Source organism: Dorea longicatena (assembly GCF_024168045.1).
In the GTDB taxonomy this organism is placed as follows: Bacteria; Bacillota; Clostridia; order Lachnospirales; family Lachnospiraceae; genus Dorea_A.
In genome coordinates this window covers 2,149,953-2,176,929 of sequence record NZ_CP100126.1, presented here as the reverse complement: position 1 = coordinate 2,176,929, position 26,977 = coordinate 2,149,953, and the positions used below count along the sequence as shown (strand labels likewise).

Here is a 26,977-nt window from a genome sequence, read left to right as displayed (position 1 = left end):
GAACGTGCAAATAATATATTTTTTATCATTTGGAAGGAGATATGACTTATGATGATGCCTAGTATTTTTGGAGAAAACTTATTTGATGACTTTATGGATGATTTTTCATTCCCGACGTTTCCGAATGTCGACAAAGAACTGTATGGAAAACATGCTAAGAATCTGATGAAGACAGATGTAAAAGAGACCGAAAATGCATACGAGATTGATATTGATCTTCCGGGATTTAAGAAAGATGAGATCCAGATGGAACTGAAAGACGGTGTACTTACCGTCAGTGCAGCTAAAGGACTGGATAAAGATGAGGAAGATAAGAAAGGTAACTATATCAGAAAAGAACGTTATGCGGGCAGCATGAGCAGAAGCTTCTATGTAGGAAAACATGTAACGGTAGAGGATGTACACCCGAAATATGAAAGTGGAATCCTTTCATTCAGTGTTCCGAAAGAGGAAGCAAAACCGGTAGAAGAGAAGAAACATTACATTTCAATTGAAGGTTAATGAAAGCTCATAGACATAAAAAAGAGTGATGGTACCCCACAGGTATTGAGCCTGTGGGGTATCATATCATAAAAACACATATAGAAAAGCAAATGACGGGAGGGAGAACAATGGCGGCAAAAAGAGATTATTATGATGTTCTTGGAATCAGCAGGAGTGCAGACAAGGGAACGATCAAAAGAGCATATCGTAAACTGGCCAAGAAATACCACCCGGATACCAATGCCGGAAATGCACAGGCGGAAGAGAAGTTCAAGGAAGCAACGGAAGCCTATAATGTGCTGAGTGATCCGGAAAAAAAGAAATTGTATGATCAGTTTGGCCACGCAGCTTTTGACGGCAGTGCCGGGGGCAGTGGAGCTTACGGTTATGGAAGTGAACCGGGAGGCGGCACCTATAGCTATAACGGACCGAATGGGAGCTTTCATGAATATCATTTTGAAGGCGGCGATATGGATGACATCCTGAAGAATATATTCGGCGGTGGATTCTCGGAAGGAGCAGGAAGCGGCTTTCACGGATTTGGAGGATTCGGAAAAGGATTTAGCGGTGGCGGAAATTTCCGGCAGGATGGTTCCGATGTGACAGCTGAAATAGATGTAACATTTGATGAGGCTGCATTCGGTGGAGATAAAGTTATCCGGCTGTCAGATGCACAGGGCAGCAATGTGGCAGGAAAATCATTGAAAGTGCATATTCCGGCAGGTATCAGCGACGGAAAAAGCATCCGTCTGAGAGGAAAAGGAATGCCGGGAGTGTCCGGAGGTAAAGCAGGAGATCTGTTATTAAAAGTCAGAGTAGGCAAACGTCCGGGATTCGAACGAAAAGATATGGATGTATATTCAAAAGTCACGATTCCGTTTACTACAGCAGTGCTTGGAGGAGAAGCAGTGGTACAGACACTTACCGGAAGAGTGGTCTGCAAGATCAATCCGGGAACGCAGTCCGGAACGAAGATCCGGTTAAAAGGCAAAGGAATCGTGTCTATGAAGGATACAGGAAGATATGGAGATCAGTATGTGACTGTTCAGATAGATGTACCAAAGAATCTCAGTAACGAAGCTAAGAGAAAATTAAAAGAATTTGAAGCTGCATGCAGGAACGGAAGCCGGGGAGCAGCATAAATTTTAAATATAAATATAGAATAAATGCATTGTTTTATCAGAAGAATCCAACTTGGATCCGGAAGGTAGAAGGATGCATTTTTTTCTGTATTGACGCTCTCTTTAGAAAGAATTATAATAAAAGAATTAGGACAAAGAATCTGTATTTCCATACAGGTTATGAAAATATATGCTAAGGAGATAAGTAAGATGAGCAAGATTATTTTAACAGGTGACCGCCCGACAGGACGTCTTCACGTTGGTCATTATGTAGGTTCATTAAAAGAACGTGTAAAATTACAGAATTCAGGAGAATATGATGAGATCTATATTATGATTGCAGATGCGCAGGCACTGACAGATAACGCCGAACATCCGGAAAAAGTACGTCAGAACATCATGAACGTAGCACTGGATTATCTGGCTTGTGGAATCGATCCTGAGAAATGTCACATTTTTATCCAGTCAATGGTTCCTGAGCTTACAGAATTAACATTCTATTATATGAATCTGGTTACAGTATCCAGAGTGCAGAGAAACCCTACGGTAAAAGCAGAGATCAAGCAGAGAAACTTTGAAGCAAGTATCCCGGTAGGCTTCTTCTGTTACCCGATCAGCCAGGCTGCCGATATTACAGCATTCCGTGCAACAACAGTTCCGGTTGGAGAAGACCAGATGCCGATGATCGAGCAGTGTAAAGAGATCGTGCACAAGTTCAACAGTGTATACGGTGAGACATTAACAGATCCGGAAATTGTACTTCCATCTAACAAGTCATGCTTAAGACTTCCGGGAATCGATGGAAAGGCCAAGATGAGTAAATCGCTTGGCAACTGTATCTATCTTTCTGACGAAGAAGATGTTGTGAAGAAGAAAGTGATGTCTATGTTTACAGATCCGAACCATCTTCGTGTAGAAGATCCGGGGCAGGTAGAAGGTAATCCGGTATTCATTTATCTCGATGCATTCTGCAAAGATGAATATTTTGAAGAATTCTGGCCGGAATATAAGAATCTGGATGAGTTAAAAGCACACTATCAGCGAGGAGGTCTTGGTGACGTCAAAGTTAAGAAGTTCCTGAACAAGGTACTTCAGGCGGAGCTGGCACCAATCCGTGCGAGAAGAAAAGAATGGGAGCAGAAGCTTCCGGAAGTATTCGCAATACTGAAAGAAGGAAGCAAAGCAGCCGAGGCAAAAGCAGCAGAGACACTGCAGGATGTAAAGGCTGCTATGAGAATCAACTATTTTGATGATGCAGATTTCCTGAATTAAGAATAGCAGAGATATTATAGAATCCTCGAAATATCAGACGATACCTGGTATTTTGGGGATTTCTTTTATTGGGAATTGTTGTATAATAAAACTATCAGTAAAAAATGGAAATTGTATAGATAATAATGGGAGTGAAGAGGCGTGATCATATGAAAGAGATAACAAAAGAAGCACTTCTGGAAGCTTTAAAATTAAGAGATACCGGAGAACATCCGGCGTTCCGGGAATGTGAGTTCAAAGACATGGATCTGAGCGGAGCAGATCTGCATAATATGGACTTCACATTAAGTTCGTTTCAGAATGTAAATCTGGAGTATGTGAATTTGAAAAACAGCAGTGTGGAAAATGCATTGTTTGACGGGAATTCCCTGCATGGTGCGGATTTTCAGAATGCGAATATGAAGACAGCAGCATTTCGTGAATGCGATATGCGTGAATGCAATATCAGGGGAGCGAACCTTTATGGAGCAGTACTTGAGCATGCAAAGTTAGACGGCATTCAGTCCGATCATACAACCCAGTGGTTCCGTATGCACTGCCCGGAGACCGGACCAATCCTGGGATATAAGAAATGTGTGAATGACAGGGTGGTACAGCTTCTGATTCCTGCTGATGCAAAGCGTACTTCGGCAACACTTCCATCCTGCCGCTGCAGTAAGGCAAAGGTGCTTTCGATAAAAAGTTTTGATGAGACGGAAGAATTTGAAGAAGCCTGGTCGCTGGTCGATGAAAATTTTGTATACAGAAAAGGACAGTGGGTTGAGGTGAAAGATTTTAATGAGGACAGATGGATGGATTCCACGACAGGGATTCATTTCTGGATGGAGAGAAAAGAGGCTCTTGGTTATTGATATCTAACAGGCATTAGAAATCAGGACTCAGAAACTTGACATGAATACAGCGATGCGATAGATTAATTTATGGATTAGAGAGTATGAAGGAGAGAAACTTATGAATTTACATGAATTTTTTATCGTATGCCCGCTGGTATTTCTTGCCGGATTTGTGGATGCGATTGCTGGAGGAGGAGGCCTGATTTCATTGCCGGCCTATATGTTCGCAGGGGTTCCGGTACACAATGCAATTGCAACGAATAAATTATCATCGGCAACGGGAACGGCGGTGTCAACATGGCATCTTGTGAAGAGCAGATGTGTGGATCTGTTTCTGGTTCCGGGAACAGTAGCATGTGCGTTCGTTGGTTCGATCGCAGGGGCGAACCTGGCACTGATCATCAGTGACAAAGTATTAAAGACGGTACTGGTCTTTGTTCTTCCGGTTGTGGCGTTCTGTGTGTTACGTGACAAAAATCTGAAGCCGGTGATCCCGGAAGGATTTACCAGAAAGAAACAGTATCTGATCATGGCGGCATGTTCATTCGTGATCGGCATCTATGATGGATTTTACGGACCGGGAACCGGGACATTTTTACTGCTTACATTTACCAAATTAGGAAAGCTCGATATGGAGAAAGCAACAGGAAACGTAAAAGTTGTCAATTTGACATCGAATATATCGGCGTTAATTACATTTGTTCTGGCAGGGAAGATCTTATGGGTACTGGGACTTTCGGCATCCATATTCAGCATTGCAGGACATTATCTTGGTGCACACATGGTTGTGAAGAACGGGGTAAAGGTCATCAAGCCGATTATCTTACTTGTGCTCGTATTACTGATGATCAAGATTATTCTCGGAATATAGATGGAATAATTTAGCATATTGCAGTAAAAGAGCCCGCAGTGTATAATGTACCCATAATTTTAGAAAATGAGGTATAATATGGAAGATTCAAATAGAAACTTTAAATTACAGACATGTGAAGATTTTATAGAAGTGCTTGCAAGTAAAGCGGCTGTTCCGGGAGGTGGCGGAGCGGCCGCTTTAACCGGGGCTATCGGAATTGCGCTTGGCAATATGGTTGGAAGCCTGACGGTGGGAAAGAAAACATATGCAGATGTAGAAGATGAAATTATCGAATGCAAGAAAGAGGCGGATGAGATCGCAAAAGAATTCTTAGAACTGATGGATAAGGATGCGGAAGCATTTGAGCCGCTCAGTAGAGCATACGGACTTCCGAAGTCTACGCCGGAAGAGATTGCAGAAAAAGAAGAGATCATGGAGAATGCACTGAATGTGGCATGTGGTGTTCCGATCGAGATCATGAAGACCTGTGCCAGAGGCATTGACCTTGTCGAAGTATTTGCTGCAAAGGGCAGCCGGATCGCATTAAGTGACGCTGGAGTCGGAGCAACACTTTTAAAATCTGCCATGCAGGGCGCATCATTGAATGTATACATCAATACGAAATCAATGAAAGACAGAAAAAGAGCGGAAGAACTCAATCAGCTGGCAGATTCCCTCCGGGAAGAATATGAAGCAAAAGCAGACCGTATATTTGCGGAAGTAAGCAGCCGCATCCGGTAAAGACAGTGTTAGAAAGAAAAAGAAAGTAGAAAGAAAGCAGCAGGACAAATAATGGCAAAATTACTATTAGGAAAAGAAGTAAATGCTTCTATTAATGAAGAAATCAAGGCAAAAGTAGAAAAGTTAAAAGCACAGGATATTACACCGACGCTTGGAATCATCCGTATCGGCGAAAGAGAAGACGATATCGCATATGAAAAAAGTGCAGCAAAACGATGTGAGACGCTTGGCGTAGCATATGAGAAATTCCTTCTTCCGGCAGATGTAAAAGAAGAAGAGGTATTAAAGACGATCAGTCAGGTAAATAAGAATGATAAAATTCATGGCGTTTTGTTGTTCAGACCTCTTCCGAAGCATCTGAACGAGGACAGGATTGTCAATGCGCTGGCGGTAGAAAAAGATGTAGATGGAATTACGGATCTTTCTATGGCAGGAGTTTTCATGGGAAAAGATATGGGATACGCACCATGTACGCCAAGTGCCTGCATGAAGGTGCTGGAGCATTACGGAATAGACTGCACAGGTAAAAAAGTGGTAGTTATCGGAAGAAGTCAGGTAGTCGGAAAACCGGCAGCCATGATGCTGCTGAAGAAGAATGCGACCGTAACTGTCTGCCATACCAGAACAGTGGACATGCCGTCTGTGGTAAAAGAGGCGGATATTGTAGTTGTAGCGGCCGGAAAAGCCGGAGTTATCGATGGAAACTATCTGAGAGAAGGACAGATCGTCATTGATGTCGGAATTAATGTGAATGAAGAAGGAAAACTCTGTGGAGATGTGAATTTTGAGGAAGCAGAGAAGATTGTAGATGCGATCACACCGGTTCCGCGTGGAGTCGGAGGGGTAACGACTTCCATTCTGCTGGAGCATGTGGTGGATGCTGCAATTGCACAGAACAGATAGAGAGTTAAGAGGCGAGAGGCAGAGAAAATGAAGAGGATAGATTTCGAAAATGGAACAGTAACAGGGAACATTCTTGGAGCGGCTCTTCCAATGCTTGCTGCCCAGCTGTTAAATCTGCTGTATAACATTGTAGACCGTGTATACATTGCACGTATTCCACATGTGGGAACGGCAGCACTCGGGGCAGTCGGGATCTGTTTTCCGTTAATCATGATCATTACTGCTTTTGCAAATCTCTTCGGTGGCGGTGGTGCGCCGCTGTTTTCGATTTACAGAGGAAAAAAAGAAGAGAAGACAGCAGTCAGAATTATGAATACATCGTTTTCCATGATCTGTGCCAGTGCAGTACTGCTGATGATCGGAGGATTCCTTTTTGCGTATCCTGTTTTGATTTTGTTTGGAGCTTCCAAAGATGCAATGCTCTATGCATACCCATATATGATGATCTATTTGATCGGTACACTACCTTCGATGATTGCGGTGGGAATGAATCCGTTCATTAATGCACAGGGATACTCGGTGACAGGGATGTCTTCGGTTGTTGTCGGAGCAGCTGCAAATCTGATCCTGGATCCGGTATTTATTTTTATCCTTGGACTCGGCGTAAGAGGAGCAGCAATCGCAACAGTATTGTCACAGACGATATCCGCAATATTTGTATATTTCTTCCTTTCAAGAAGAGCAGAATTGAAAGTCCGGCTTTTGCGAAGGGAAGAGATTGGAGTATGTAGCGGATATGCCAGAAACATTGTAAGTCTTGGAATGGCAGGATTTATTATGCAGCTTACGAACAGTCTGGTATCAATCTGCTGCAATCATGTACTTTCCGTTACAGGAGGAGATATCTACATTTCGGTTATGACAATTATTAGCAGTGTGCGTCAGCTTGTGGAGACACCGATCAGTGCGATAAATGAAGGTACATCTCCGATCCTGAGTTATAATTACGGCGCACGCCGTCCCGGACGTGTGAGAAAAGCTATGGTAGTGCTTGCAGTTATGATCCTTCTCTATACTGCTGTGATGTGGGGGAGTATTATTGTAATTCCGGAAGTTCTTATCCGTATTTTCAGTTCTGATAAGATGCTGTTAAAAGATGCGGTACCTGCACTCAGACAGTATTTCGCCGCATTTATTTTCATGGATCTGCAGTATATGGGGCAGACAGTATTCAAATCATTGAATAAAAAGAAGCAGGCAATCTTTTTCTCAATACTCCGGAAAGTGGTAATTGTAGTTCCGCTCACTTATTTCATGCCGTATGCATTGCATATGGGAACGGATGGGGTATTTTTTGCAGAACCGGTTTCGAATGTGATCGGTGGAAGTATCTGCTTTATCACGATGCTTTGTACGGTACTGCCGGAGCTGAAAAGAATGGAAGCAAGAAAATAAAAATGATGTGATTTTTAGGGGAGATATGGATAGAAAGATTTCAAAAATAACAAGAGGACTGATGACGGTTCTGACAGTCATATTGATTGCACTGTTTCTGACGATCATGGTTCTGGTGAGTAAGATTCAGGGAACAGCCCGTGTCGTAAATTACGCCGGATTGGTCCGCGGAAAGACGCAGCGTATTATCAAACTAGAGGATGCAAAAGAACCGCAGGATGAGATGATTGAATCGGTAGCTTCATTTATAGAAGGACTTCGGTATGGAAGTGATGAGCTGAATCTGGTTCGTCTGGATGACAGAGCATTTCAGAATAAGATGAAAGAACTGGATGAACATTTTCAGAAGTTGCAAAAAGAGATCCGGCAAGTGCGTAAAGAGGGCTATGAGAATACGGAAATCATAGAAAAAAGCGAAACGTTCTTTGTAATCTGTGATGAAGCAACCGGGCTTGCGGAAAAGTATGCACAGAAGAAAGCAACTGCACTGGAACGGCTGGAAAAGATTGTGATCGCAGATATTATCGGTCTGGTGTGTCTTCTGGCATATGAACTGATCAAGGCTGTAAAATACGCGGCGCAGAATAAAGCACTTAAGAAAAAAGTCTATCTGGACGAGGCAACCGGACTTCCGAATAAGAACCGCTGTGAGGAGATCTTAGACGGAGAAATGCCGGAATGTACGGATGGGTCAGTAGCATTGTGTGTATTCGATCTGAATAATCTGCGTATTATTAATAACAGGCTCGGACATGATCAAGGGGATGCGTATATCCGCTCATTTGCGGTGCAGTTAAGAAAAGCGCTGCCGGAAGAATATTTTGCAGGGCGGGATGGCGGAGATGAGTTTATTGCTGTACTTGAGTGTGTGGATCATGAAAAAGTACGGGAAATATTGGGGACAATACGTTCGGAAATTGCCAGATATTCCCAGGAACATCCGGAGATGCCGATCAGTTATGCGGTAGGATATGCACTGGCGGAAGATTTTGAAGGATGTACGATGCGGGAACTCTTCCGGCATGCCGATAAGAATATGTATATAGATAAGAATCAGGCGAAGATAAAAGAGGCAGCGGACCGCCGGGCACTTCATATTCAGATCCTGGATGGAATCAGACAGCAGGGATTTCAATTTTCGGACTGCCTGTATTGTGATGCTTTGCAGGATCAGTATACAGTTTTACGTGCAAGCTCGAATTTCTTCCTTGCAGAAGATGGAAGTTATTCAGGAGCGGTAGAACAGATCGTGCAGAAACTTGCAGATGATTCATCAAGAAAAAGAATGTGGGAACGGCTGCAGATCCCATATATCATTTCCAATCTTTCGGAAAAGAAAGAAGAAAGTGCAAAATATGAACTTCCTTATTGCAGGAAGAATGGAAAAGAGATACAGAGAGGCCGTATGACATTTCTGCGTCTGGATGATACGGCAGCCGGGAAGCTGCATCACTTTATTGTTGGATTTGAAGTGTTTCATGACATGGAGCAGGTCCTGGAAGATGAGAGGCTGCACTTGGAACAGTATTATGAGCAGATGAAGCAGTCTATTCTGGAAAATAGTAATTATATAGAAGCGCTTCTTGAAACAGCGGAAGCTTTGTATACAGTGAACCTGACACAGGATCGTCTGGAACAGATATTTCATCATAGAAAGAAAGAAGAGCGTATATTTGACTTTCAGGGAGAACTTCCATGTTCGTATGATGGATATTGCAGGAAAATACGGCAGCATATTACAGAAGATACATTGGAAACGTATAAGATCATAGATACATCAAAGAGTCTTCTGGATCGTTTTTATGCTGGTGAGAAGCAGGTGACTGTGGAATATCAGGAAAGCAACAAAGACGGAAAAGAAATCTGGATCCAGAAGACAGTGCTGATGTCGCAGGATACAGTCTATGATAACGAGAAAGAACGGGAGCATACAGTGGTTCGCGGAATCATTATGTTCCGGAATACTTCGGAATTCCACGAAAAGGATCAGAAAGAAAAAGAACAATTGCAGATTGCCTATGAAAAGGCAGATATGGAGAGTAAGACAAAGACAGAATTCATGAATCGTATGAGTCATGATCTGCGAACCCCGATCAATGGAATCCTGGGAATGATACATGTGATCCGAAAGAGCTGGAACAATCAGGAGAAGCTGGAAGATTCGGTAGATAAGATCGAGATTTCGACAAGACATCTGATGGATCTGGTGAATGATGTACTTGATATGAGTAAGCTTGAATCGGGACATCTGACAGTGCATGAAGAACCGTTTGATCTGGAAGATCTTATGAAAGAAGTGGCAGTACTGATGCAGGGACAGCTGGAAGAAACTGGAATTACACACCGCAAGCACAGGGAAAATATGCAACATACTATGCTGAAAGGGGATGCGCTTCAGCTACAGAGAATTATGATGAATCTGTTTGGCAACGCAGTCAAATACAATAAAAAAAATGGAACCATAGATACTTATGTGACAGAGATTTCGTGTGACGGTAAGAATGTTTTGTATGAATTCAGGATTGCAGACAGTGGGATCGGTATGAGCAGGGAATATATGGAACATGAATTGTTCCAGCCGTTTACGCAGGAAAAGGCAGATGCAAGAACGCAGTATAAAGGAACCGGACTTGGAATGTCAATTGTTAAAGGTCTGATTGATAGAATGAATGGTACGATCAGTGTCCGCAGTACCCTTGGAGAGGGGAGTGAATTCACATTCCGGCTGGCATTTCGTCTGGCAGAAGAGGAAATGCAGCAGGCGGCTGAGAATAAGGAAGACGCGAAAGATGACCTGGCAGGAATGCGTGTATTATTGGTAGAAGATAATGATATCAATATGGAAATTGCAGAATTCTATCTGACAGATGCAGGAATAATCGTAGAGAAAGCATGGAACGGCAAAGAGGCTGTAGAGAAATATGAAGGTACACCAAAGGGGTATTACAGTGCAATACTGATGGATATCATGATGCCTGTGATGAATGGTATAGAAGCCGCAAGGAATATCCGGCGCAAGGAAAAGAATGGGGGAAAAGAAATCCCGATCATTGCAATGACCGCACAGTCGGAAAGAGAAAGTAAAGAAAGCTGCAGTCTGGCGGGAATGAATGCATATATATCCAAACCGGTAGATCCGGAGAATCTGATCCGGATATTGAGAATGTATCAGAAGCGTTAAAGAAAAGTGACAAAAGAGGAAGGTGACAGACATGGTATCATTAAATGATTATCTCTATTCCGGAGATACAGTACTCCGGATTCTTCATAATTACATCAAAGACCTGAGAAAAGATGCCAAAATGACAGGAAATGAAATTGACATGATTCATTGTAATTTCCTTTTACAGATTCAGGAATTACTGGAACATAATGACTTCCTGACAGCCCAGTCGCAGAAGATGAGAGAATTCTACAAATATATGGCACAGGAATATCCGTTTATGGCATTTACTTTCAAGGGAAGAATCAAGTCTCTGATCCGTGCAGAAGAGAAATTCAACGGATATATTGTGGAATTCATCTATGATTATTATGAGGAATATGGGGAGTATCCAAGTGTAGCAGAACTAAAGAAACGATTACGTTGCTTTAGAGATTTAATTGCTTACAGGATCATTATTTCTGTTCCGAGATGTCATCTGAACAGTGAAGAGGACAGGGAAGAACAGGAACGGAAATATCTATATCAGATTGCAAATGCCCTTCCTGGTTTTCTGGAGGAACAGGGATTCAGTGCGGAACCGGCTATGGGGATTAAGGAGAGTACATCCCCGCTTCTGAACGAGTCGGTGAAACCATATTACAGAGATTATATCTGCAGCAGCAGCCTGAATAATTATCAGTCTCTTCATATCACCTTCTATGATAACAGCTCCAGGTGTTATATGGAGGTACAGCTCAGGACAAAAATGATGGATGATGTGGCAGAGATCGGTACGGCGAATCATATTGGATATGAGAAAGAGCAGGAGCATGACAGGGCAAGGAGAGACGCAGTCCCGGAGGGTGAATGTCAGTATTTTGATGAGGCCTATGAGAGAGGAATGAAACTGCTGAATCTGGATCTTGCAGAACTGGATGTGAATATGTTCTCTGCGGTTAATAACAGTCTGATCAATGATGGATGTGGACTTTACCGGGGACGTCTGATCCTGCCGTATGAGCACTTGTCCAGATTTCAGAATGATCTGATCGATTAGAGAAGAATCGCAGAAAAAGTGATGAAAATACAGTTTGAATTTGCAATACGAAGCAGAATATAGTATGATATGATTCAGGGCTTTAAAGTGTAGTGCTTTAAAGTCCTGAGATTTTGAAAGGATATTTATACTATGATAGTTAATTTGATAGAACGGATATATGGCTTTTTGTGGGGAGATTTGTTACAGATACCGCTTCCGGGCGGCGGAAGTGTCGGGATCTCATTGCTGATCATCCTGCTGATCCCGGCGGGAATCTACTTTACGATCCGCACAAGGGGACTTCCCATCCGCCTGTTCCCGGATATGGTGGTGGCATTGACCGGTAAAAAGGATGATAAGAACAGTCTGTCTACTTTCCAGACATTGATCGTATCAACGGCAACCCGTGTCGGTATGGGTAATCTGGTAGGTGTGGTTGCGGCAGTATCGGCCGGAGGCGCAGGAGCTGTCTTCTGGATGTGGGTGACGGCACTGATCGGATCGTCAACTGCATTCATAGAGGCAACGCTTGCACAGATGCATAAAGAAAGAGATCCCCTGTATGGTGGATTCCGCGGAGGTCCGGCATATTATATCCATGATTATATAGAAGGCAGGACAGGAAAAAAGAAAAAACATGTATTGGTATCGGTGTTATTTGCTGTTTCCGGACTGATCTGCTGGTGTGGGATCAGCCAGGTGATCAGTAATTCGGTAGCCGCTTCTTTTGAAAATGCATTTTCGATTCCGCCGCTTTACACGACGATTGTGCTGGTAATCCTTGCGGCTGTCATTGTACTTCGTAAAAATGCCACAGTGAAAGTGCTGGATCTGATGGTTCCGTTTATGGCGGTATGTTATTTCTTTATTACAATCTTCATCATCGTAACGAATATCGGAAGTCTTCCTGGAGTATTTGTAAGGATTATCCAGGAGGCATTCGGAGCCCGTCAGGTAGTAGCGGGTGGATTCGGAGCAGTGTTGATGAATGGAGTAAAGCGCGGACTGTTTTCAAATGAAGCCGGATCCGGTTCCGCACCATGTGCGGCAGCGGCAGCAGAATGTGACAAACCGGTAAAGGCAGGATTTACACAGGCACTTGGGGTATTTATAGATACGATTGTGATCTGCAGCTGTACGGCCATGATCATGCTTCTGGCACCGGAAAAACTGGTGGCAGGAAAAGAAGGAATGGATCTTTTACAGACAGCGATGAAGTATCATCTGGGAGAATTTGGAGTGATCTTCATTGCAGTAACTTTATTCCTGTTCAGTTTCTCGACATTCCTGGGAATCCTCTTCTATGCAAGAAGTAATGTGGCTTATCTGTTTGGTGATAAATGGTGTTGGCAGACAGCATATAAAGTGCTCGCACTTGTGATGCTGTTCATCGGTGGAATTGCAACCTATACATTTGTATGGGATCTGGGAGATGTCGGAATCGGGCTGATGACCATTTTCAATATCGGAGCACTGTATCTGATGGGTGGACAGGCACTGGATGAATTGAAAGTGTATGAAGCGTTAAAAAAGAATAAGAAATCATGATAAAGATTAAAAAAGAGCAGCAGATATACCGTTGAAATAAAAATGCGGCATATCATAGTGCTCTTTTTTATTATCATTTATCTGTCATAATATTTGCCATATCTGCAGGTAGCGGAGCTGTAAATGACATCCATTCTCCGGTAATCGGATGGGCAAATTCCATATGATGGGAATGCAGTGCCTGTCTGCTTATGTGTTCCATATCCGGGTTATACAAGTAATCTCCAATCAGTGGGAACCCCAGATGTTTCATATGGATGCGGATCTGATGTGTCCGGCCGGTCTCAAGCTTCAGAGAGACCAGACTGTGTCCGTTGGCTTCTTTTACAAGTCGGTAATGTGTGATGGCTTCTTCACCGTGTTCAAAATCAACCGTGCGCTCGATGATGGTGCCTTCTTTTCTGGCAAGCGGAGCACAGATGGTTCCGGCCGCAGGTGTGACACTGCCCTTTACTATGGCAAGATATTCCCGGTGCACTTCGCGGTTCTTGGTCATAGTAGAAAGAATACTTCCGCTGATCAGATGTTTGGATACAACAGTCAGACCGGAAGTGTCCCGGTCCAGACGGTTACAGCAACGGAAGATGAAAGGTTTTCCCTGTTCCTGATAATACCATGCGAGCGCATTGGCAAGGGAATTATAATAATTGTTCATGGACGGATGAATCGGCATACCGGCAGGTTTGTTGATTACGATGATGTCCTCGTCTTCATAAATGATGTCCAGTGGAATCTCAACCGGCGGGATCTTTTCGGAATTTTTTGTCTCGCAGATGATAACCTGAAGGATATCTCCGGCAGTCAGTATCTGGCGCATATAATAATGTACGCCATTGACAAGAATACTTTTGGGCATGCGTTTGATTTCAGCAAGATTCTGTCCGGAATACCCTCTGCGTCTTAAAAACTGTTCGATGCGCAGTCCACTGTCTTTTTCTGTAATTGTATATTGTATCGTACGGTTCATTGCAATTCTCCTGTGATATAGCGTATAATGATAATACATATGATTGTAGATATCTATCATATCATAATCCATGTAAGAAAATAAAGGCAGAATATATAAGAAAGGCTGAAGTGGATGATATGTAAGGGAAAGGAGAAAAGTGTGACAGGACTCAGTACATTATGTTATATCGAAAAAGACGGAAAATATCTGATGCTTCACCGTACGGTAAAGAAGAATGATGTAAATAAAGACAAATGGATTGGTGTCGGCGGACATTTTGAGGCAGATGAAAGTCCGGAAGAATGCATTTTAAGAGAAGTAAAAGAAGAGACAGGATATACATTGACGTCCTATCGGTTCTGTGGAATCGTTACATTTGTATCTGGAAATGGTGTGACGGAATACATGCATTTATTCACTGCAGATGGATTCGAAGGAGAACCGATTGCATGTGACGAAGGTGAACTGGAATGGGTGGATATCGATAAGATTGAATCATTACACATCTGGGAAGGGGACAAGATCTTCCTCCGACTGCTCGCTGAGAAAGTACCGTTCTTTTCGCTGAAGCTGGTCTATGACGGACATGACGGTCTGATATCGGCGGTGCTGAACGGGAAAGAGATAAAAAAATAAAGAAAGGAAAGAATCGGAATATGCAGAAAAATACAGAACAGATGAAATTGGAAAATGATCAGATCGAAGTTATTGTGAATTATCACGGAGCGGAACTCCGGTCATTGAAGAAGAAAGCAACAGATCAGGAATACCTCTGGAATGCAGATGCGAAATACTGGGGACGTACATCACCGGTATTATTTCCATTTGTAGGAGGAGTAAAGAATAAAGTTTACAGATATGAGGGGAAAGAATATCCGATGAATCAGCATGGATTTGCCAGAGACATGGAGTTTTCACTGGTAAGCCAGAGCGCAGATGAAGTATGGTTTGCACTGGAAGATACAGAAGAGACATATAAAGTATATCCATTTCACTTTCATCTGGAGATAGGATATAGACTGGAAGATGCTTCGGTCAGTGTGATGTGGAAAGTTAAGAATATAAATGATAAGGAGATGCATTTTGCAATTGGTGCACATCCTGCATTCTTCTGTCCGCTTCATGAAGGTGAGAAACAGTCTGAGTATTGTCTGGGATTCCGTAATGGACAGGGAAAAGTACCGGAAGCATTGGTGAATACCGTATTTGGAGAAGGTGGTGTCGTTACGACGCAGAAAAAAGAATATAAGCTGACAGACGGATGCCTTCCGATGGATGAACATCTCTTTGACGGAGATGCACTGGTGATCGAAGACCACCAGATTCAGAAAGTAGTACTAATGGATCCACAGAAGAAGGAATATCTGGCAGTGGAGTTTGATGCACCGTTAGTCGGAATCTGGTCACCGCCGAAAAAACAGGCACCGTTTGTATGTATTGAACCATGGTATGGACGCTGTGACAGTGAGATATTTGAGGGAGAATTAAAAGACAGAGACTGGGAAAATACACTGGCAGCAGGAGAGGAATTTGAGGCATCCTATAGAATCGTTGTTGAATAATTTTTTCAGAATATTTTATAGAATATATATGGATAACTTTGGGGAATCGGTTATAATAAGCATGTAGTTACATGATAACAGTCATTACGAAAGAGAGGAAATAGATATGGCAATTGTACATTTGTCAAAAGACAACTTCAAGGAAGAAGTATTAGAATCAAAAGTGCCGGTACTGGTAGACTTCTGGGCAACGTGGTGCGGGCCATGCCAGACAATGGGACCGCTGGTGGAAGAGATTGCAGAAGAGCGCGCAGATATCAAAGTATGCAAGCTTGATGTAGATCAGGAACCGGAACTTGCAAGACAGTACCGTGTAATGTCTATCCCGACATTCCTTGTGTTTAAAGAAGGAGAAGTTGTAAAGAGAGACATGGGTGTGATGTCTAAAGAAGAAGTTGAAGGACTTATTGGATAATCTATAAAGCGGTTTCACCGGATGGTGAAGCCGCTTTGTGTATACAAAAGTATTAAAGTCCGAGTACGTCCTTAATAGAATAGAATCCAGGAGCTTTCCCGTCAAGATAAGCTGCACAGTCACAGGCACCTCTCGCAAAGCATTCCCAGTTATAGGAATGATGTGTGATCTCAAGACGTTCTCCCATGCCTCCGAAGAATACCGTATGGCTGCTTGGAATATTACCTGCACGGAGAGAATGATAGCCGATTGTTCCAGGTTCACGTGGAGATTCTCCCTCGCGTCCGTAGACGGCAATGTTGCTTAATTCTTTGCCGAGAGCATGCGCCATGATTTCACCCATTTCTTTGGAAGTTCCGCTTGGAGCATCTTTCTTCCACTGATCATGCATTTCCAGAATCTCGATATCAATCTCATCTTTTAATGTTGTGGTTACGAGTTCCAGAAGCTTGTTCATGATATTGACAAGCTTAGAAGTATTGGCGGCATAAAGCATTGGGATCTGCTTTCCGGCATCCTCAAATCGTTTCATCTCTTCGGCGGAGAATCCGGTAGAACCGCATACCAGTGCTTTCTTATGTGCGATGGCAAGATCCAGGACCTCCATAGCCATTTCTTTTGTTGAAAAATCAATGATGACGTCACAGGAGTCGATCACACCTGCCAGATCATCTGTTACAGGAACGCCGAGTTCTGATCCTGTCATTGCGACAGTTCCAAGATCCATTCCTACATAGTCACGTCCTTTTGGTGCTATCCCGGCGATGAGTTTCATATCATCACGGCTGGCAGCGACCTGTGTGATTAATTTTCCCATTTTCCCTCTGGGTCCGATTACAATAACTTTCATATCCATTCTCCTTTCGCAGTCCGGTCGTATTTTTATAGCGGTATATCCGGAACTGCTATAAACTAAGACCAGTATAACACAGCAATTATCCTGTGGATATGAAGAAATCTGAAAACGTCAGGAAACATTGTATAAATAAAAAAGAATTCAGGAGAAAGATTCATAAGAGTCTGCTCTTGTAGGAAAGGTATGAAAATAGTATACTATGAAAAAGTGATTATGAAAAAAGATAATGGAGGCACGAATGAAAGGAATTATATTTGACGTAGACGGAACTTTGTGGGATTCGACAAGAGAAGTTGCGGTTGCATGGAATAAAGTATTGCAGGATGAGATGGAAGGCCACGAGATATTAACCGCAGAAGGGCTGCAGAAAGAATTTGGAAAGCCGATGGATGCGATTGCAGAAAGTCTCTTTCCGGAAATGTCGGAAAAAGACAGGATGGAACTTCTAGGTAAGATGATGGCATATGAAAATGAACTGGTAGCGGTTGGTCCATGTGTGATCTACAATGGTGTACCGGAGACAATCAAAGCACTGAGTAAAAAATATCCACTGTATATAGTTAGTAACTGTCAGGATGGATATATCGAAGCGTTTCTTAAGAATTCCGGACTGGGCGGGTATTTCAAAGATTTTACATGTCCGGCTTATACAGGCAGGTTAAAGGGTGAAAATATCCGTATCATTATGGAAAGAAACGGACTGGATGAAGCAGTGTATGTAGGAGACACCCAGGGGGATGCCAATGCATGTAAGGAAGCAGAAGTACCGATGATCTTTGCGTCATATGGGTTTGGAGAAGTCGAAGGAGAATATCCGTCGATCCGTGCATTTACAGAACTGCAGAATATAGATTTTGACAGACTATAATCAGAAAAATATTGCATTTTATATGCAAAAATACTATAATTCTCTTATATTATTTCGTTGAAAAAATACTAGAAAAGCAGAGGTATAGATTATGAAAAAAAGAGTTGTAGTTGCATTAGGACACAGAGCACTTGGTACGACATTACCAGAACAGAAAGAAGCAGTTAAGAAGACCGCAAAAGTAATCGGTGATCTGATTGAAAAGGGATATCAGGTTGCGGTCACACACAGTAATGCGCCACAGGTCGGTATGATCCATACTGCAATGAATGAATTCGCAAAAGAGCATGAAGATTACACGGCAGCCCCAATGTCGGTATGTTCTGCTATGAGCCAGGGATATATCGGATACGACCTTCAGAATGCAATCCGCGAAGAATTAATGGATCGTGGAATCTACAGAACAGTCAGCACGATCCTGACACAAGTGATCGTTGATCCGTACGATGAAGCATTTTATACACCGACCAAGGTACTTGGCCGTTATATGGATGTAGAAGAAGCAAGTGCAGAACGCAAGAAGGGAAACTATGTTGTAGAAGAACCTGGCAAAGGATTCCGCCGTATCGTTGCAGCTCCGAATCCGGTCAGCATCGTAGAGATTGATGCGATCAAAGCATTGCTGGATGCAGATCAGGTTGTCATTGCATGTGGTGGAGGCGGAATTCCGGTATTAGAGCAGGATCACCGTCTGAAAGGTGCAAGTGCAGTAATCGAAAAAGATCTGACAGCCGGAAAGATGGCAGAAGAGACAGATGCGGATTCACTCATCATTCTTACAAGTGTTGAAAAAGTTAAGATCAACATGGACAGACCGGAGGAAGAAGAACTGAGAGAGATCAGTGTTGATCAGGCAAAAGCCTATATGGAAGAAGGACATTTCGGAAAATATAACATGTATCCGAAGTTCAGAGCAGCTGTAGAATTTCTTGAAAAGAGAGAAGGAAGAAGTGCACTGATCACATCTTTTGATAAGCTGGATGAAGCACTCAAAGGAAAGACAGGTACACTGATCAGATAAAAAGTTACAAGATCAGAAGAATCGGCTGCCTTCAAAAGCAGGATAAAAACCTGCACAGACATAGTGAAAGCTGTGAATGTGCGGGTTTTTTTGGATTTTAACAGACAATCAGAATAAGGAGCAGGTGCATATAGTATAAGGAACAGGAACTTTACAATGTGGATAAGTTATGCTGTGTCCGACAGGGAGGTGGAAAACAGATGTCCAAAATCCGGCTGTGCGAACTGTCCAAAAAAGAAGTGATCAATTGCTGCGACTGCAAGAAGCTTGGATATATCGATGACCTGATCATTGATGACTGCAAAGGCTGTATTGAAGCACTTGTAGTCCCGGAAGGTGGGAAATGGTGTAACTTTTTTGGAGATGGAACAGAGTATATCATACCATTTTCCTGCATCAAAAGAATCGGCCCTGATTTAATTCTGGTAGAGATACATGAGGAAAAATAACAAAAAATAGGGCGGAAATGTGTTTGACTTCTCTTTTTGAAAAAGATATACTGTATTTGAACTGCTATAAAGGACAGAAAGGAACGAATCAGATGAAATGCCCATATTGTAATAATCCGGATACAAGAGTGATTGATTCCAGACCGGCGGAAGACGGAAGCTGTATCAGACGCCGCCGTTCTTGTGATATATGTGGGAAACGTTTTACTACATATGAAAAAGTAGAGACAATTCCGCTGACAGTAATAAAGAAGGACAATACCAGAGAACAGTATGACCGCCGGAAAGTAGAGAACGGCGTGGTTCGTGCCTGTTATAAACGACCTGTTGCAACGGCAGATATCCAGAAAGTTGTCGACAGAATAGAAACAAAAGTATTTAGCATGGAAGAAAAAGAGATTCCGAGCAGTGCGATCGGTGAGGCTGTTATGGATGAATTAAAAATACTCGATGAGGTTGCTTATGTTCGTTTCGCATCCGTTTACAGAGAATTTAAGGATGTCAGTACATTTATGGACGAATTAAAAAAGATATTAAAATAAATCCGATATAGAATGGGAATGCAGAATCTGTCAGACTGAATAATGAATATTGGATGAAGAAGGAATTGCTTATAAAGCAATAAAGTGATAAAATATATGGGAGAAGCAAAAGTATTTGCTTCTCCCTTTTTCAAAAGAGAATCAGATTTGTTATAAATAGATGTGTATTTAAAATAGCTTGTTAGAATAGATTGGGTGAAATAATATGAGAACATATAAGTTAACTATTTCCTATGACGGAAGCAGGTATCAGGGATGGCAGAGACAGGCCACAACAGACAATACGATACAGTATATTCTGGAGTGGAGTATTGGTAAATTAGTCGGATACCGTGTGCATATAGATGGATCAGGAAGAACAGATGCAGGTGTACATGCGCGTGGACAGGTCGCAAGTGTGAAACTGTCTAAGTTGTACGATACGAAAGAACTGAAAGATTCGCTGAACAGATATCTTCCGGAAGATATCCGTATTGTGAAAGTAGAACTGGCAAAGAATGGATTCCATGCGCGCAAAAGTGCGAAAGGTAAGAAATATGAATATTACATCGACTGCCGTGAAAAGCCGGATGTATTTTCAAGAAGATATTGTTATCATTATCCAGAAAAACTGGATATCGAAGCAATGCGTGATGCGACCAGATATCTGATCGGACCGAAGAACTTTACCAGCTTTACAGATGACAAGGAATGTAAAGATCCGGTTCGGAAGATTACAAATATTAAGATCGTCAGGAGCGGGGAAAAGGTAAGAATTACTTATTATGGTACCGGTTTCCTATATCACATGGTAAGAATCCTGACGGGAACGCTTCTGGAGATAGGTGCAGGCAAGAGGGATGCGTCCATGCTTCCGGTCGTAATTGCGGCAGAGGACAGAAGCCTTGCAGGATTTTTGGCTCCGGCAAGGGGATTATTCTTAAGAAAAGTATATTATTAAGAATAGAATAAAACAGATAGGATATATGTCAGAAAAAGTAAAAGTACTGTCCGCAAAAAAAGGACAGGAAAAAGCCGGGAGGAATATATGAAGTTTATATCGTGGAACGTCAATGGAATCCGTGCGTGTGTACAGAAGGGATTTATGGATGTTTTTAATGAATTAGATGCAGATATTTTCTGTATTCAGGAATCAAAGATGCAGGCAGGACAGTTAGAACTGGATATGCCCGGATATCATCAGTATTGGAATTATGCAGAGAAGAAGGGATATTCGGGTACCGGGATTTTTACAAAGAAAGAACCGGTATCAGTAAGTTATGGTCTGGGAATCGAAGAACATGACAAAGAGGGCCGGGTGATCACGCTGGAATTTGAGGAATTCTATTTCATTACCGTGTATACACCGAATTCACAGAGTGAGCTTGCAAGACTGGATTACAGAATGCAGTGGGAAGATGCATTCCTTACTTATCTAAAAGAATTGGAAAAGAAGAAACCGGTCATTTTTTGTGGGGATTTAAATGTAGCACACAAAGAAATAGACTTGAAGAACCCAAAGACAAACCGTAAAAATGCAGGATTCACAGATGAAGAACGTGGGAAATTTACAGAGCTTTTAAATGCGGGATTTATTGATACGTTCCGCTACTTCTATCCGGAAAAGGAAGGAATATACTCATGGTGGTCCTACAGATTCAGCGCAAGAAAGAAAAATGCAGGGTGGCGTATTGATTATTTCTGTGTATCAGAGAGCCTGCAGCCACGTTTGAAAGATGCTGTCATTCACACGGAGATCATGGGATCGGATCATTGTCCGGTAGAACTTGATATAGAGTAATCCGACAGTGTTATAATCATATGGAAAATATATGGAGCTGCCGCAAAAGTAGATAAACAATCTGTTTTTGCGGCAGCTCCACATATTTAAAAAGATAAAGAGTTTTATAAAAAGCCTCCGTCAACCCCGATGATCTGTCCGGTCATATATTCCGGAGCATGTACAATATTCCATACCATCTGGGCAATTTCCTTAGGAGTTCCGTAACGTCCGGCAGGAATTTCATCTTCTAGGGCTTTTCGTTCTTCCGGTGTGAGCTGATCGTTCATAGAAGTATCGATGACACCGCATGCAATTGCATTCACCTGGACATTACTTGGTGCGAGTTCTTTCGCCAGAGCTTTTGTGAATCCGTTGATACCGGATTTGGATGCGGAGTATGCAACTTCGCAGGAAGCACCCGAGAGACCCCACATTGAAGAAATGTTGATGATCTTACCGGAACGCTTTGATACCATCGGAGGGATGGCCTGCCGGCAACAATAAAATACAGAAGAAAGATTGGTCTGAATAATATGATTCCAGTCTTCATCTGTCATATCGGATAAGAGATTGATATGAGAAATTCCGGCATTGTTCACAAGAACATCAAGGTGTGAACAGTCATGATAGATACGGTTATATATGGCTCTTACATGGTCAGGATTGCCGACATCCCCGACAACGATCGTGCAAGGTGTGTGGTATTTTTTTCGGATATAGGCGCGGAGCTTTTTCAGTTCATCTACAGAAGAAGAACAATTTAAAAATGTGTGATATCCGCGCGATGCAAATCGTAAAGCAATGCTTTTCCCGATACCCCGGGAAGCCCCTGTGATTAAAATAGTCTTTTGTTCCATAATTTTTCTCCCCTGATCAATTAACTTTTCTTCTATTATATACTGAAATCATTGTCATTTAAAGTGTTAGGTGATATTATTTATATAACAATAACCAGTCGGACCGTAGAAGATTGGTTCCAAAAGCCAGACGTGATAAAAGAGAGGTACCATTATGATTAATAAGGCAATTGAATTTGCCACGAGAGCACATGCAGGACAGTTCAGGAAAGGGACAAGCAGACCATATATTGTGCATCCGATCGAAGTGGGAGATATTGTCTCAACGATGACGAAGGACGAGGAGATCATCAGTGCAGCGGTTCTTCATGATACAATAGAAGATTGTGCAGGAGTATCAAGAGAGCTTCTGGCAGAAGAATTTTCAGAACGGGTAGCGGGAATTGTGGCACAGGAAAGCGAAGACAAATCCAAGACATGGATGGAACGGAAATCAGCAACGATCGAGCATATCCGTACTGCACCAAAAGAAGTGCAGATGGTAGGACTTGCAGACAAACTTTCGAATATGAGGGATATTGACAGAGATTATCCGGTATACGGAGAAGAATTGTGGAATCGTTTCAGAATGAAGGACAAAGGGATTATCGGCTGGTATTATATTGGGATCCAGGATGCATTGAAGGAGTCGTTTGAAGGTGTAGAGGCTTATGAAGAATATACCAGACTGGTGAATAAGATTTTTGAACAGGAATGAATCATAAAGACAGATCATATAGCAGAAGATATCCAGGGTGTTGTGCAAAAGCAGTACCCTGATTCTTATTTACGCGAACAACGAGCAGAGCGTGTTTCTAATAGTTTAGGAGAAGATGAGATGGCTGATGTAAGAAAACACATGATATTTCACGGAAGAGTGCAGGGAGTAGGTTTTCGTTATACTGCCAAATATCTGGCAAGATCAATGAATCTGACCGGATGGGTGAAAAATGAATATGACGGAACCGTAGTGATGGAAGTACAGGGAAGAGAGGCAATGATCTTCGAACTGATGAAAGGACTGAACAGGAATCAGTTTATCCAGATCGACTGGATCGATACAGAAGAGAAGAAAACAGAAACGGAAAGCAGTTTTGAAGTGAAATATTAAGTTTACAGGACGGGAAAAGTGATTCGGTATATACACTTGAAAGATACATATGTTATACTGGAAGTATTCAAGATGAGGGCGGACAAGGAGAAGAAAAATGACGATAGAAACTGAAAATCAAAAGAGCGTAAAAGGAAGAATTGTAGCTGCGGCGTGGCAGCTGTTCTATGAAAAAGGATATAATGGAACAACGGTGGATGATATCATTGATCTGTCCGGAACATCCAAGGGTTCCTTCTATTATTACTTTAATACAAAGGACGAGCTTTTGAATACATTGTCTATGATCCTGGATGATAATTATGAAATATTGAAAGAGAAAATGGATCCGGATATGAACAGTTATGATAAGTTACTGTATCTGAATTATGAAGCACATTCTATGATAGAAGAAAAGATCAACATTGATCTTCTGGCATCTCTGTATTCTACACAGCTTGTGGCACAGGGACACAGATCATTGCTGGATCAGAACCGGACATATTATAAGCTGATCAGTAGTGTGATCGATGAAGGACAAAAGCGTGGCGAGATATCGGATGAAGTCTCGGTGAGCGATCTGGTCAGATATTATTCCATGTGCGAAAGGGCGCTGGTTTCGGACTGGTGTCTGAATAAGGGAGAGTATTCACTGAGAGAGTATTCGAAAAAATGTATGCCGGTCATGCTGGAACATTTTAAAAGATAATAAATACACAGAACCTGCCAATGGCAGGTTCTTGTTCTGTAGATCAATGCATTTTCAAAGCAGTGCTGCGTCCGGTACCGAAATGATCATTTTTCAGTATTTCAAACGCCTTTTCATAATTTCCTTTCCGCATAAATGCAACCATTTTCTTGAGATTTTCATTTGTCTTTGGAATTCCCATTCCGTTACGGATGGAATATTGTCCGATACGGATGAGTTCAGACAGATTATTTTCATAGATCCGGTTGATCCGTTCATTATCCAGAATACTGATAATCTCCATATGCATTGCGGTATCCGCAATTTCCCATTCGTACAGATCACCGGCAACGGCGCACATGCGCACGATCTTTTCCTCTATGCGGTAAGAATATTCCTCATACCGGCCTGACGTAAAGATAAGGTGAAAAGCCGGGCCCTCTAATAATTCTCTTAACTGATAGATTTCATTGATATCTTTCTCTGTAATTTCTTTCACCGTCATAGATTTATAATAATCAGAAACGATCAGCCCTTCGACCTGCAGCATCTGGATCGCAGTACGGACCGGGCTGCGGCTCATCCCCAGTTCTTTGGTGAGCATGGCTTCGGTGAGAACCATGCCCGGAGGATAGGTAAGATTCATAATATTTTCTTTGATCGTCTCATAAGCCTGTGTGGCAAGAGACGGACTCTTTTCTGCCATGTCGGATTCCCCCTTTTGGTATACGTCCCAGAAAAAATGGATGTGAAGATAAAAGTATACATCTTTTATATTTGTATACAAATTATAACGTGTTTTTAAAGAAAATTCAAGGTTATGTGTTGACTTTTTTGAAAAGGAGTGTTATAGTCACAGTAGAAATGATTTGTATACAAATTAAAAAAACGTATACAAATAGCACATGAAGAATATCCATTACAAATCATAAATCATCATTCATGCGCTGGAACAATTAATAAGACAATATCATATTGGAAAAGGAAGGTAATTAAGGATGAAATTAGGATTTATTGGTACAGGTAACATGGCATCAGCAATCATGGGTGGAATTATTAAGAATAATGTAATTCCGGCAGAAGAGATCATCGGAGCAGATCTTTTTGCACCTGGAAGAGAAAGAGCGCAGAAAGAATATGGAATCAATGTAACAGCAGATAATAAAGAAGTTGCTTCAAAAGCAGAGACAATTATCCTCTCTGTAAAACCTCAGTTCTATGCAAGCGTAATTGCAGATATCAAAGATGTAGTAACAGACAACCAGATTATCATTACAATTGCACCTGGTAAGACACTTGCATGGCTTGCAGAACAGTTTGGAAAAGAAGTAAAGATTGTCCGTACAATGCCTAACACACCGGCTATGGTTGGAGAAGGTATGACAGCCGTTTGCCCGAATGAGCACCTTACAGAAGATGAGATCGCATATGTAAAGAGTCTTCTGGAAAGCTTCAGCCGCGCAGAGATCGTTCCGGAGCGTCTGATGGATGTTGTGACAGCAGTAAGCGGAAGCTCACCGGCATATGTATTCATGCTGATCGAAGCTATGGCAGACGCAGCAGTTTCAGGCGGAATGCCAAGAAAACAGGCTTATCAGTTTGCTGCACAGGCAGTTCTCGGAAGCGCAAAGATGGTTCTGGATACAGGAAAACATCCTGGAGAATTAAAAGATATGGTTTGCTCACCGGCAGGAACAACAATTGAAGCTGTTCGTACATTAGAAGAACTTGGATTCAGAAGTTCTATCATCGAAGCAATGAAAGTCTGCGAAGAGATGTCCAGAAGTTTATAATCAATATATTTAAATAATAAAAATATCTATACGGAGCAGGAATTACAGAGAAGTTGTAGTTCCTGCTTTTTGTGTTGTCTATTCGTATTTTGGAAGAATTGTGTTAGAATAATATTTAGAAGAAAACAGGACAGGTGAATAAAAGATGAAAAAAGAACTGGATTATTTTATGATTGATGGAGAATTTGGCGGAAATCAGGACTGGTTTACCAATATTGTTATGAATATCGGAGGATGCGGGGCAGCAACGGCCTGTGACAGTTGCATCTATCTGGCAAAATACAAAGGAATGAAAGAACTATATCCATTTGATCTGGAACAGATGGATAAAGAAGCCTATAAAAAATTCAGCCAGCTTATGAAGCCGTATATACGGCCGAGAGTTCAGGGAGTGAAAAAGCCTGAGTGGTACATCGGGGGATTGGAAAAATATATTTCAGACGTGAATAAAAGATGTGGAACAGATTACCAGATCCATATGGAAAAATTCGACGGAACAGGAGATGCAGACGAGGCAGAACGTATTATATGCGGACAGATTGATAAAGAGCTTCCGGTTCCATATCTGATGCTCCGTCATTTGAACACTGAAAAATACAAAGATTTTATCTGGCACTGGTTCCTGGTGGTCGGATATGAAAAAGAGAAGCATGAAACATGGATTGATGTGGCTACTTATGGGGAAAAAGTCCGTTTGAACCTGAAAGATTTGTGGAAAACCGGGTGTGAAGAAAAAGGTGGAATCGTAATCTATGAGATAAAAGAGCAGAAAAAGAATTAAAATGACCAATTTCATATTTTTTACACATTTTC

Annotated in this window: 29 protein-coding genes; 25 read left to right on the top strand and 4 right to left on the bottom strand. The window is 42.0% G+C overall.

What is annotated here, in order from left to right; genetic code table 11:
* Positions 1–48: 48 nt before the first annotated feature.
* The 11 genes from NKF87_RS10295 to NKF87_RS10245 all read left to right on the top strand — a co-directional run bounded on the left by NKF87_RS10295 (position 49) and on the right by NKF87_RS10245 (position 13,333).
* A complete protein-coding gene (locus tag NKF87_RS10295) occupies positions 49–501 on the top strand; it encodes an Hsp20/alpha crystallin family protein (RefSeq protein WP_117598240.1) in 453 nt (150 codons plus the stop codon).
* Between the two features lie 110 nt (positions 502–611).
* Entirely contained in the window at positions 612–1,625 is a 1,014-nt protein-coding gene (locus tag NKF87_RS10290; protein WP_117598239.1) for a DnaJ C-terminal domain-containing protein, read from the top strand.
* 189 nt (positions 1,626–1,814) lie between these two features.
* The gene (trpS, locus tag NKF87_RS10285) at positions 1,815–2,876 is read left to right on the top strand and encodes a tryptophan--tRNA ligase (RefSeq protein WP_055283552.1); all 1,062 of its coding nucleotides are present in this window, start codon (positions 1,815–1,817) and stop codon (positions 2,874–2,876) included.
* 149 nt (positions 2,877–3,025) lie between these two features.
* Positions 3,026–3,727: a pentapeptide repeat-containing protein gene (locus NKF87_RS10280; RefSeq protein WP_055283554.1), complete on the top strand. Its 702-nt coding sequence runs from the start codon at positions 3,026–3,028 to the stop codon at positions 3,725–3,727.
* Between the two features lie 100 nt (positions 3,728–3,827).
* The gene (locus tag NKF87_RS10275; protein WP_117598238.1) at positions 3,828–4,580 is read left to right on the top strand and encodes a TSUP family transporter; all 753 of its coding nucleotides are present in this window, start codon (positions 3,828–3,830) and stop codon (positions 4,578–4,580) included.
* Positions 4,581–4,658: 78 nt separating this feature from the next.
* Positions 4,659–5,303 carry a cyclodeaminase/cyclohydrolase family protein gene (locus NKF87_RS10270; protein WP_117598237.1) on the top strand — a complete coding sequence of 215 codons (645 nt, stop codon included), beginning with the start codon at positions 4,659–4,661 and terminating at the stop codon, positions 5,301–5,303.
* Between the two features lie 51 nt (positions 5,304–5,354).
* The gene (locus NKF87_RS10265; protein WP_117598236.1) at positions 5,355–6,206 is read left to right on the top strand and encodes a bifunctional 5,10-methylenetetrahydrofolate dehydrogenase/5,10-methenyltetrahydrofolate cyclohydrolase; all 852 of its coding nucleotides are present in this window, start codon (positions 5,355–5,357) and stop codon (positions 6,204–6,206) included.
* 27 nt (positions 6,207–6,233) lie between these two features.
* Positions 6,234–7,601, top strand: coding sequence for an MATE family efflux transporter (locus tag NKF87_RS10260; RefSeq protein ID WP_117598235.1), 1,368 nt, complete (start codon positions 6,234–6,236; stop codon positions 7,599–7,601).
* A gap of 25 nt (positions 7,602–7,626) precedes the next feature.
* The gene (locus tag NKF87_RS10255; RefSeq protein WP_117598234.1) at positions 7,627–10,782 is read left to right on the top strand and encodes a diguanylate cyclase domain-containing protein; all 3,156 of its coding nucleotides are present in this window, start codon (positions 7,627–7,629) and stop codon (positions 10,780–10,782) included.
* A 31-nt stretch (positions 10,783–10,813) separates the two neighbouring features.
* A complete protein-coding gene (locus NKF87_RS10250; protein WP_055283569.1) occupies positions 10,814–11,803 on the top strand; it encodes a guanosine polyphosphate pyrophosphohydrolase in 990 nt (329 codons plus the stop codon).
* Between the two features lie 132 nt (positions 11,804–11,935).
* Positions 11,936–13,333, top strand: coding sequence for an alanine/glycine:cation symporter family protein (locus tag NKF87_RS10245; protein WP_253583538.1), 1,398 nt, complete (start codon positions 11,936–11,938; stop codon positions 13,331–13,333).
* 73 nt (positions 13,334–13,406) lie between these two features.
* On the opposite strand, the gene NKF87_RS10240 is transcribed toward NKF87_RS10245, so the two are convergent.
* Positions 13,407–14,300 (bottom strand): RluA family pseudouridine synthase, encoded by an 894-nt coding sequence (locus NKF87_RS10240; RefSeq protein WP_117598232.1) that lies wholly within the window; start codon positions 14,298–14,300, stop codon positions 13,407–13,409.
* Positions 14,301–14,441: 141 nt separating this feature from the next.
* Here NKF87_RS10240 and NKF87_RS10235 point away from each other — a divergent pair, with 141 nt between their 5' ends.
* The 3 genes from NKF87_RS10235 (at position 14,442) to trxA (ending at position 16,259) form a co-directional block, all read left to right on the top strand.
* Positions 14,442–14,918 (top strand): NUDIX hydrolase, encoded by a 477-nt coding sequence (locus tag NKF87_RS10235; RefSeq protein ID WP_028087514.1) that lies wholly within the window; start codon positions 14,442–14,444, stop codon positions 14,916–14,918.
* A gap of 20 nt (positions 14,919–14,938) precedes the next feature.
* Entirely contained in the window at positions 14,939–15,844 is a 906-nt protein-coding gene (locus NKF87_RS10230; RefSeq protein WP_207637782.1) for an aldose 1-epimerase family protein, read from the top strand.
* A 106-nt stretch (positions 15,845–15,950) separates the two neighbouring features.
* Positions 15,951–16,259 (top strand): thioredoxin, encoded by a 309-nt coding sequence (gene trxA, locus NKF87_RS10225; RefSeq protein ID WP_055283577.1) that lies wholly within the window; start codon positions 15,951–15,953, stop codon positions 16,257–16,259.
* 52 nt (positions 16,260–16,311) lie between these two features.
* On the opposite strand, the gene dapB is transcribed toward trxA, so the two are convergent.
* On the bottom strand, positions 16,312–17,109 hold the full coding sequence (dapB, locus tag NKF87_RS10220) for a 4-hydroxy-tetrahydrodipicolinate reductase (RefSeq protein WP_117598231.1): 798 nt from the start codon (positions 17,107–17,109) through the stop codon (positions 16,312–16,314).
* A gap of 244 nt (positions 17,110–17,353) precedes the next feature.
* Here dapB and NKF87_RS10215 point away from each other — a divergent pair, with 244 nt between their 5' ends.
* The 6 genes from NKF87_RS10215 (at position 17,354) to NKF87_RS10190 (ending at position 21,775) form a co-directional block, all read left to right on the top strand.
* Positions 17,354–17,983, top strand: a complete 630-nt coding sequence (locus NKF87_RS10215; protein WP_117598230.1) for an HAD family hydrolase — start codon at positions 17,354–17,356, stop codon at positions 17,981–17,983.
* A gap of 91 nt (positions 17,984–18,074) precedes the next feature.
* On the top strand, positions 18,075–19,004 hold the full coding sequence (arcC, locus tag NKF87_RS10210) for a carbamate kinase (RefSeq protein WP_055283581.1): 930 nt from the start codon (positions 18,075–18,077) through the stop codon (positions 19,002–19,004).
* A gap of 209 nt (positions 19,005–19,213) precedes the next feature.
* A complete protein-coding gene (locus NKF87_RS10205) occupies positions 19,214–19,453 on the top strand; it encodes a PRC-barrel domain-containing protein (protein WP_055283647.1) in 240 nt (79 codons plus the stop codon).
* A 92-nt stretch (positions 19,454–19,545) separates the two neighbouring features.
* Positions 19,546–19,995, top strand: a complete 450-nt coding sequence (nrdR, locus tag NKF87_RS10200; protein WP_055283649.1) for a transcriptional regulator NrdR — start codon at positions 19,546–19,548, stop codon at positions 19,993–19,995.
* A gap of 205 nt (positions 19,996–20,200) precedes the next feature.
* Positions 20,201–20,935 (top strand): tRNA pseudouridine(38-40) synthase TruA, encoded by a 735-nt coding sequence (gene truA, locus NKF87_RS10195; RefSeq protein ID WP_028087522.1) that lies wholly within the window; start codon positions 20,201–20,203, stop codon positions 20,933–20,935.
* 87 nt (positions 20,936–21,022) lie between these two features.
* Positions 21,023–21,775: an exodeoxyribonuclease III gene (locus NKF87_RS10190; RefSeq protein WP_117598229.1), complete on the top strand. Its 753-nt coding sequence runs from the start codon at positions 21,023–21,025 to the stop codon at positions 21,773–21,775.
* Between the two features lie 104 nt (positions 21,776–21,879).
* On the opposite strand, the gene ymfI is transcribed toward NKF87_RS10190, so the two are convergent.
* Entirely contained in the window at positions 21,880–22,614 is a 735-nt protein-coding gene (gene ymfI / locus NKF87_RS10185; protein WP_055283586.1) for an elongation factor P 5-aminopentanone reductase, read from the bottom strand.
* Between the two features lie 154 nt (positions 22,615–22,768).
* On the opposite strand from ymfI, the gene NKF87_RS10180 reads away from it, so the two are divergent.
* The 3 genes from NKF87_RS10180 to NKF87_RS10170 all read left to right on the top strand — a co-directional run bounded on the left by NKF87_RS10180 (position 22,769) and on the right by NKF87_RS10170 (position 24,392).
* A complete protein-coding gene (locus tag NKF87_RS10180) occupies positions 22,769–23,311 on the top strand; it encodes an HD domain-containing protein (protein ID WP_117598228.1) in 543 nt (180 codons plus the stop codon).
* Between the two features lie 120 nt (positions 23,312–23,431).
* Entirely contained in the window at positions 23,432–23,704 is a 273-nt protein-coding gene (locus NKF87_RS10175) for an acylphosphatase (RefSeq protein ID WP_173791272.1), read from the top strand.
* Between the two features lie 97 nt (positions 23,705–23,801).
* A complete protein-coding gene (locus tag NKF87_RS10170) occupies positions 23,802–24,392 on the top strand; it encodes a TetR/AcrR family transcriptional regulator (protein ID WP_055283591.1) in 591 nt (196 codons plus the stop codon).
* 43 nt (positions 24,393–24,435) lie between these two features.
* On the opposite strand, the gene NKF87_RS10165 is transcribed toward NKF87_RS10170, so the two are convergent.
* Positions 24,436–25,077, bottom strand: a complete 642-nt coding sequence (locus NKF87_RS10165; RefSeq protein ID WP_253583536.1) for a GntR family transcriptional regulator — start codon at positions 25,075–25,077, stop codon at positions 24,436–24,438.
* Between the two features lie 292 nt (positions 25,078–25,369).
* On the opposite strand from NKF87_RS10165, the gene proC reads away from it, so the two are divergent.
* Complete coding sequence (gene proC, locus NKF87_RS10160; RefSeq protein ID WP_118225102.1) at positions 25,370–26,164, top strand: pyrroline-5-carboxylate reductase; 795 nt, start codon at positions 25,370–25,372, stop codon at positions 26,162–26,164.
* A 145-nt stretch (positions 26,165–26,309) separates the two neighbouring features.
* The gene (locus NKF87_RS10155; RefSeq protein ID WP_173791271.1) at positions 26,310–26,945 is read left to right on the top strand and encodes a hypothetical protein; all 636 of its coding nucleotides are present in this window, start codon (positions 26,310–26,312) and stop codon (positions 26,943–26,945) included.
* Positions 26,946–26,977 lie beyond the last annotated feature (32 nt).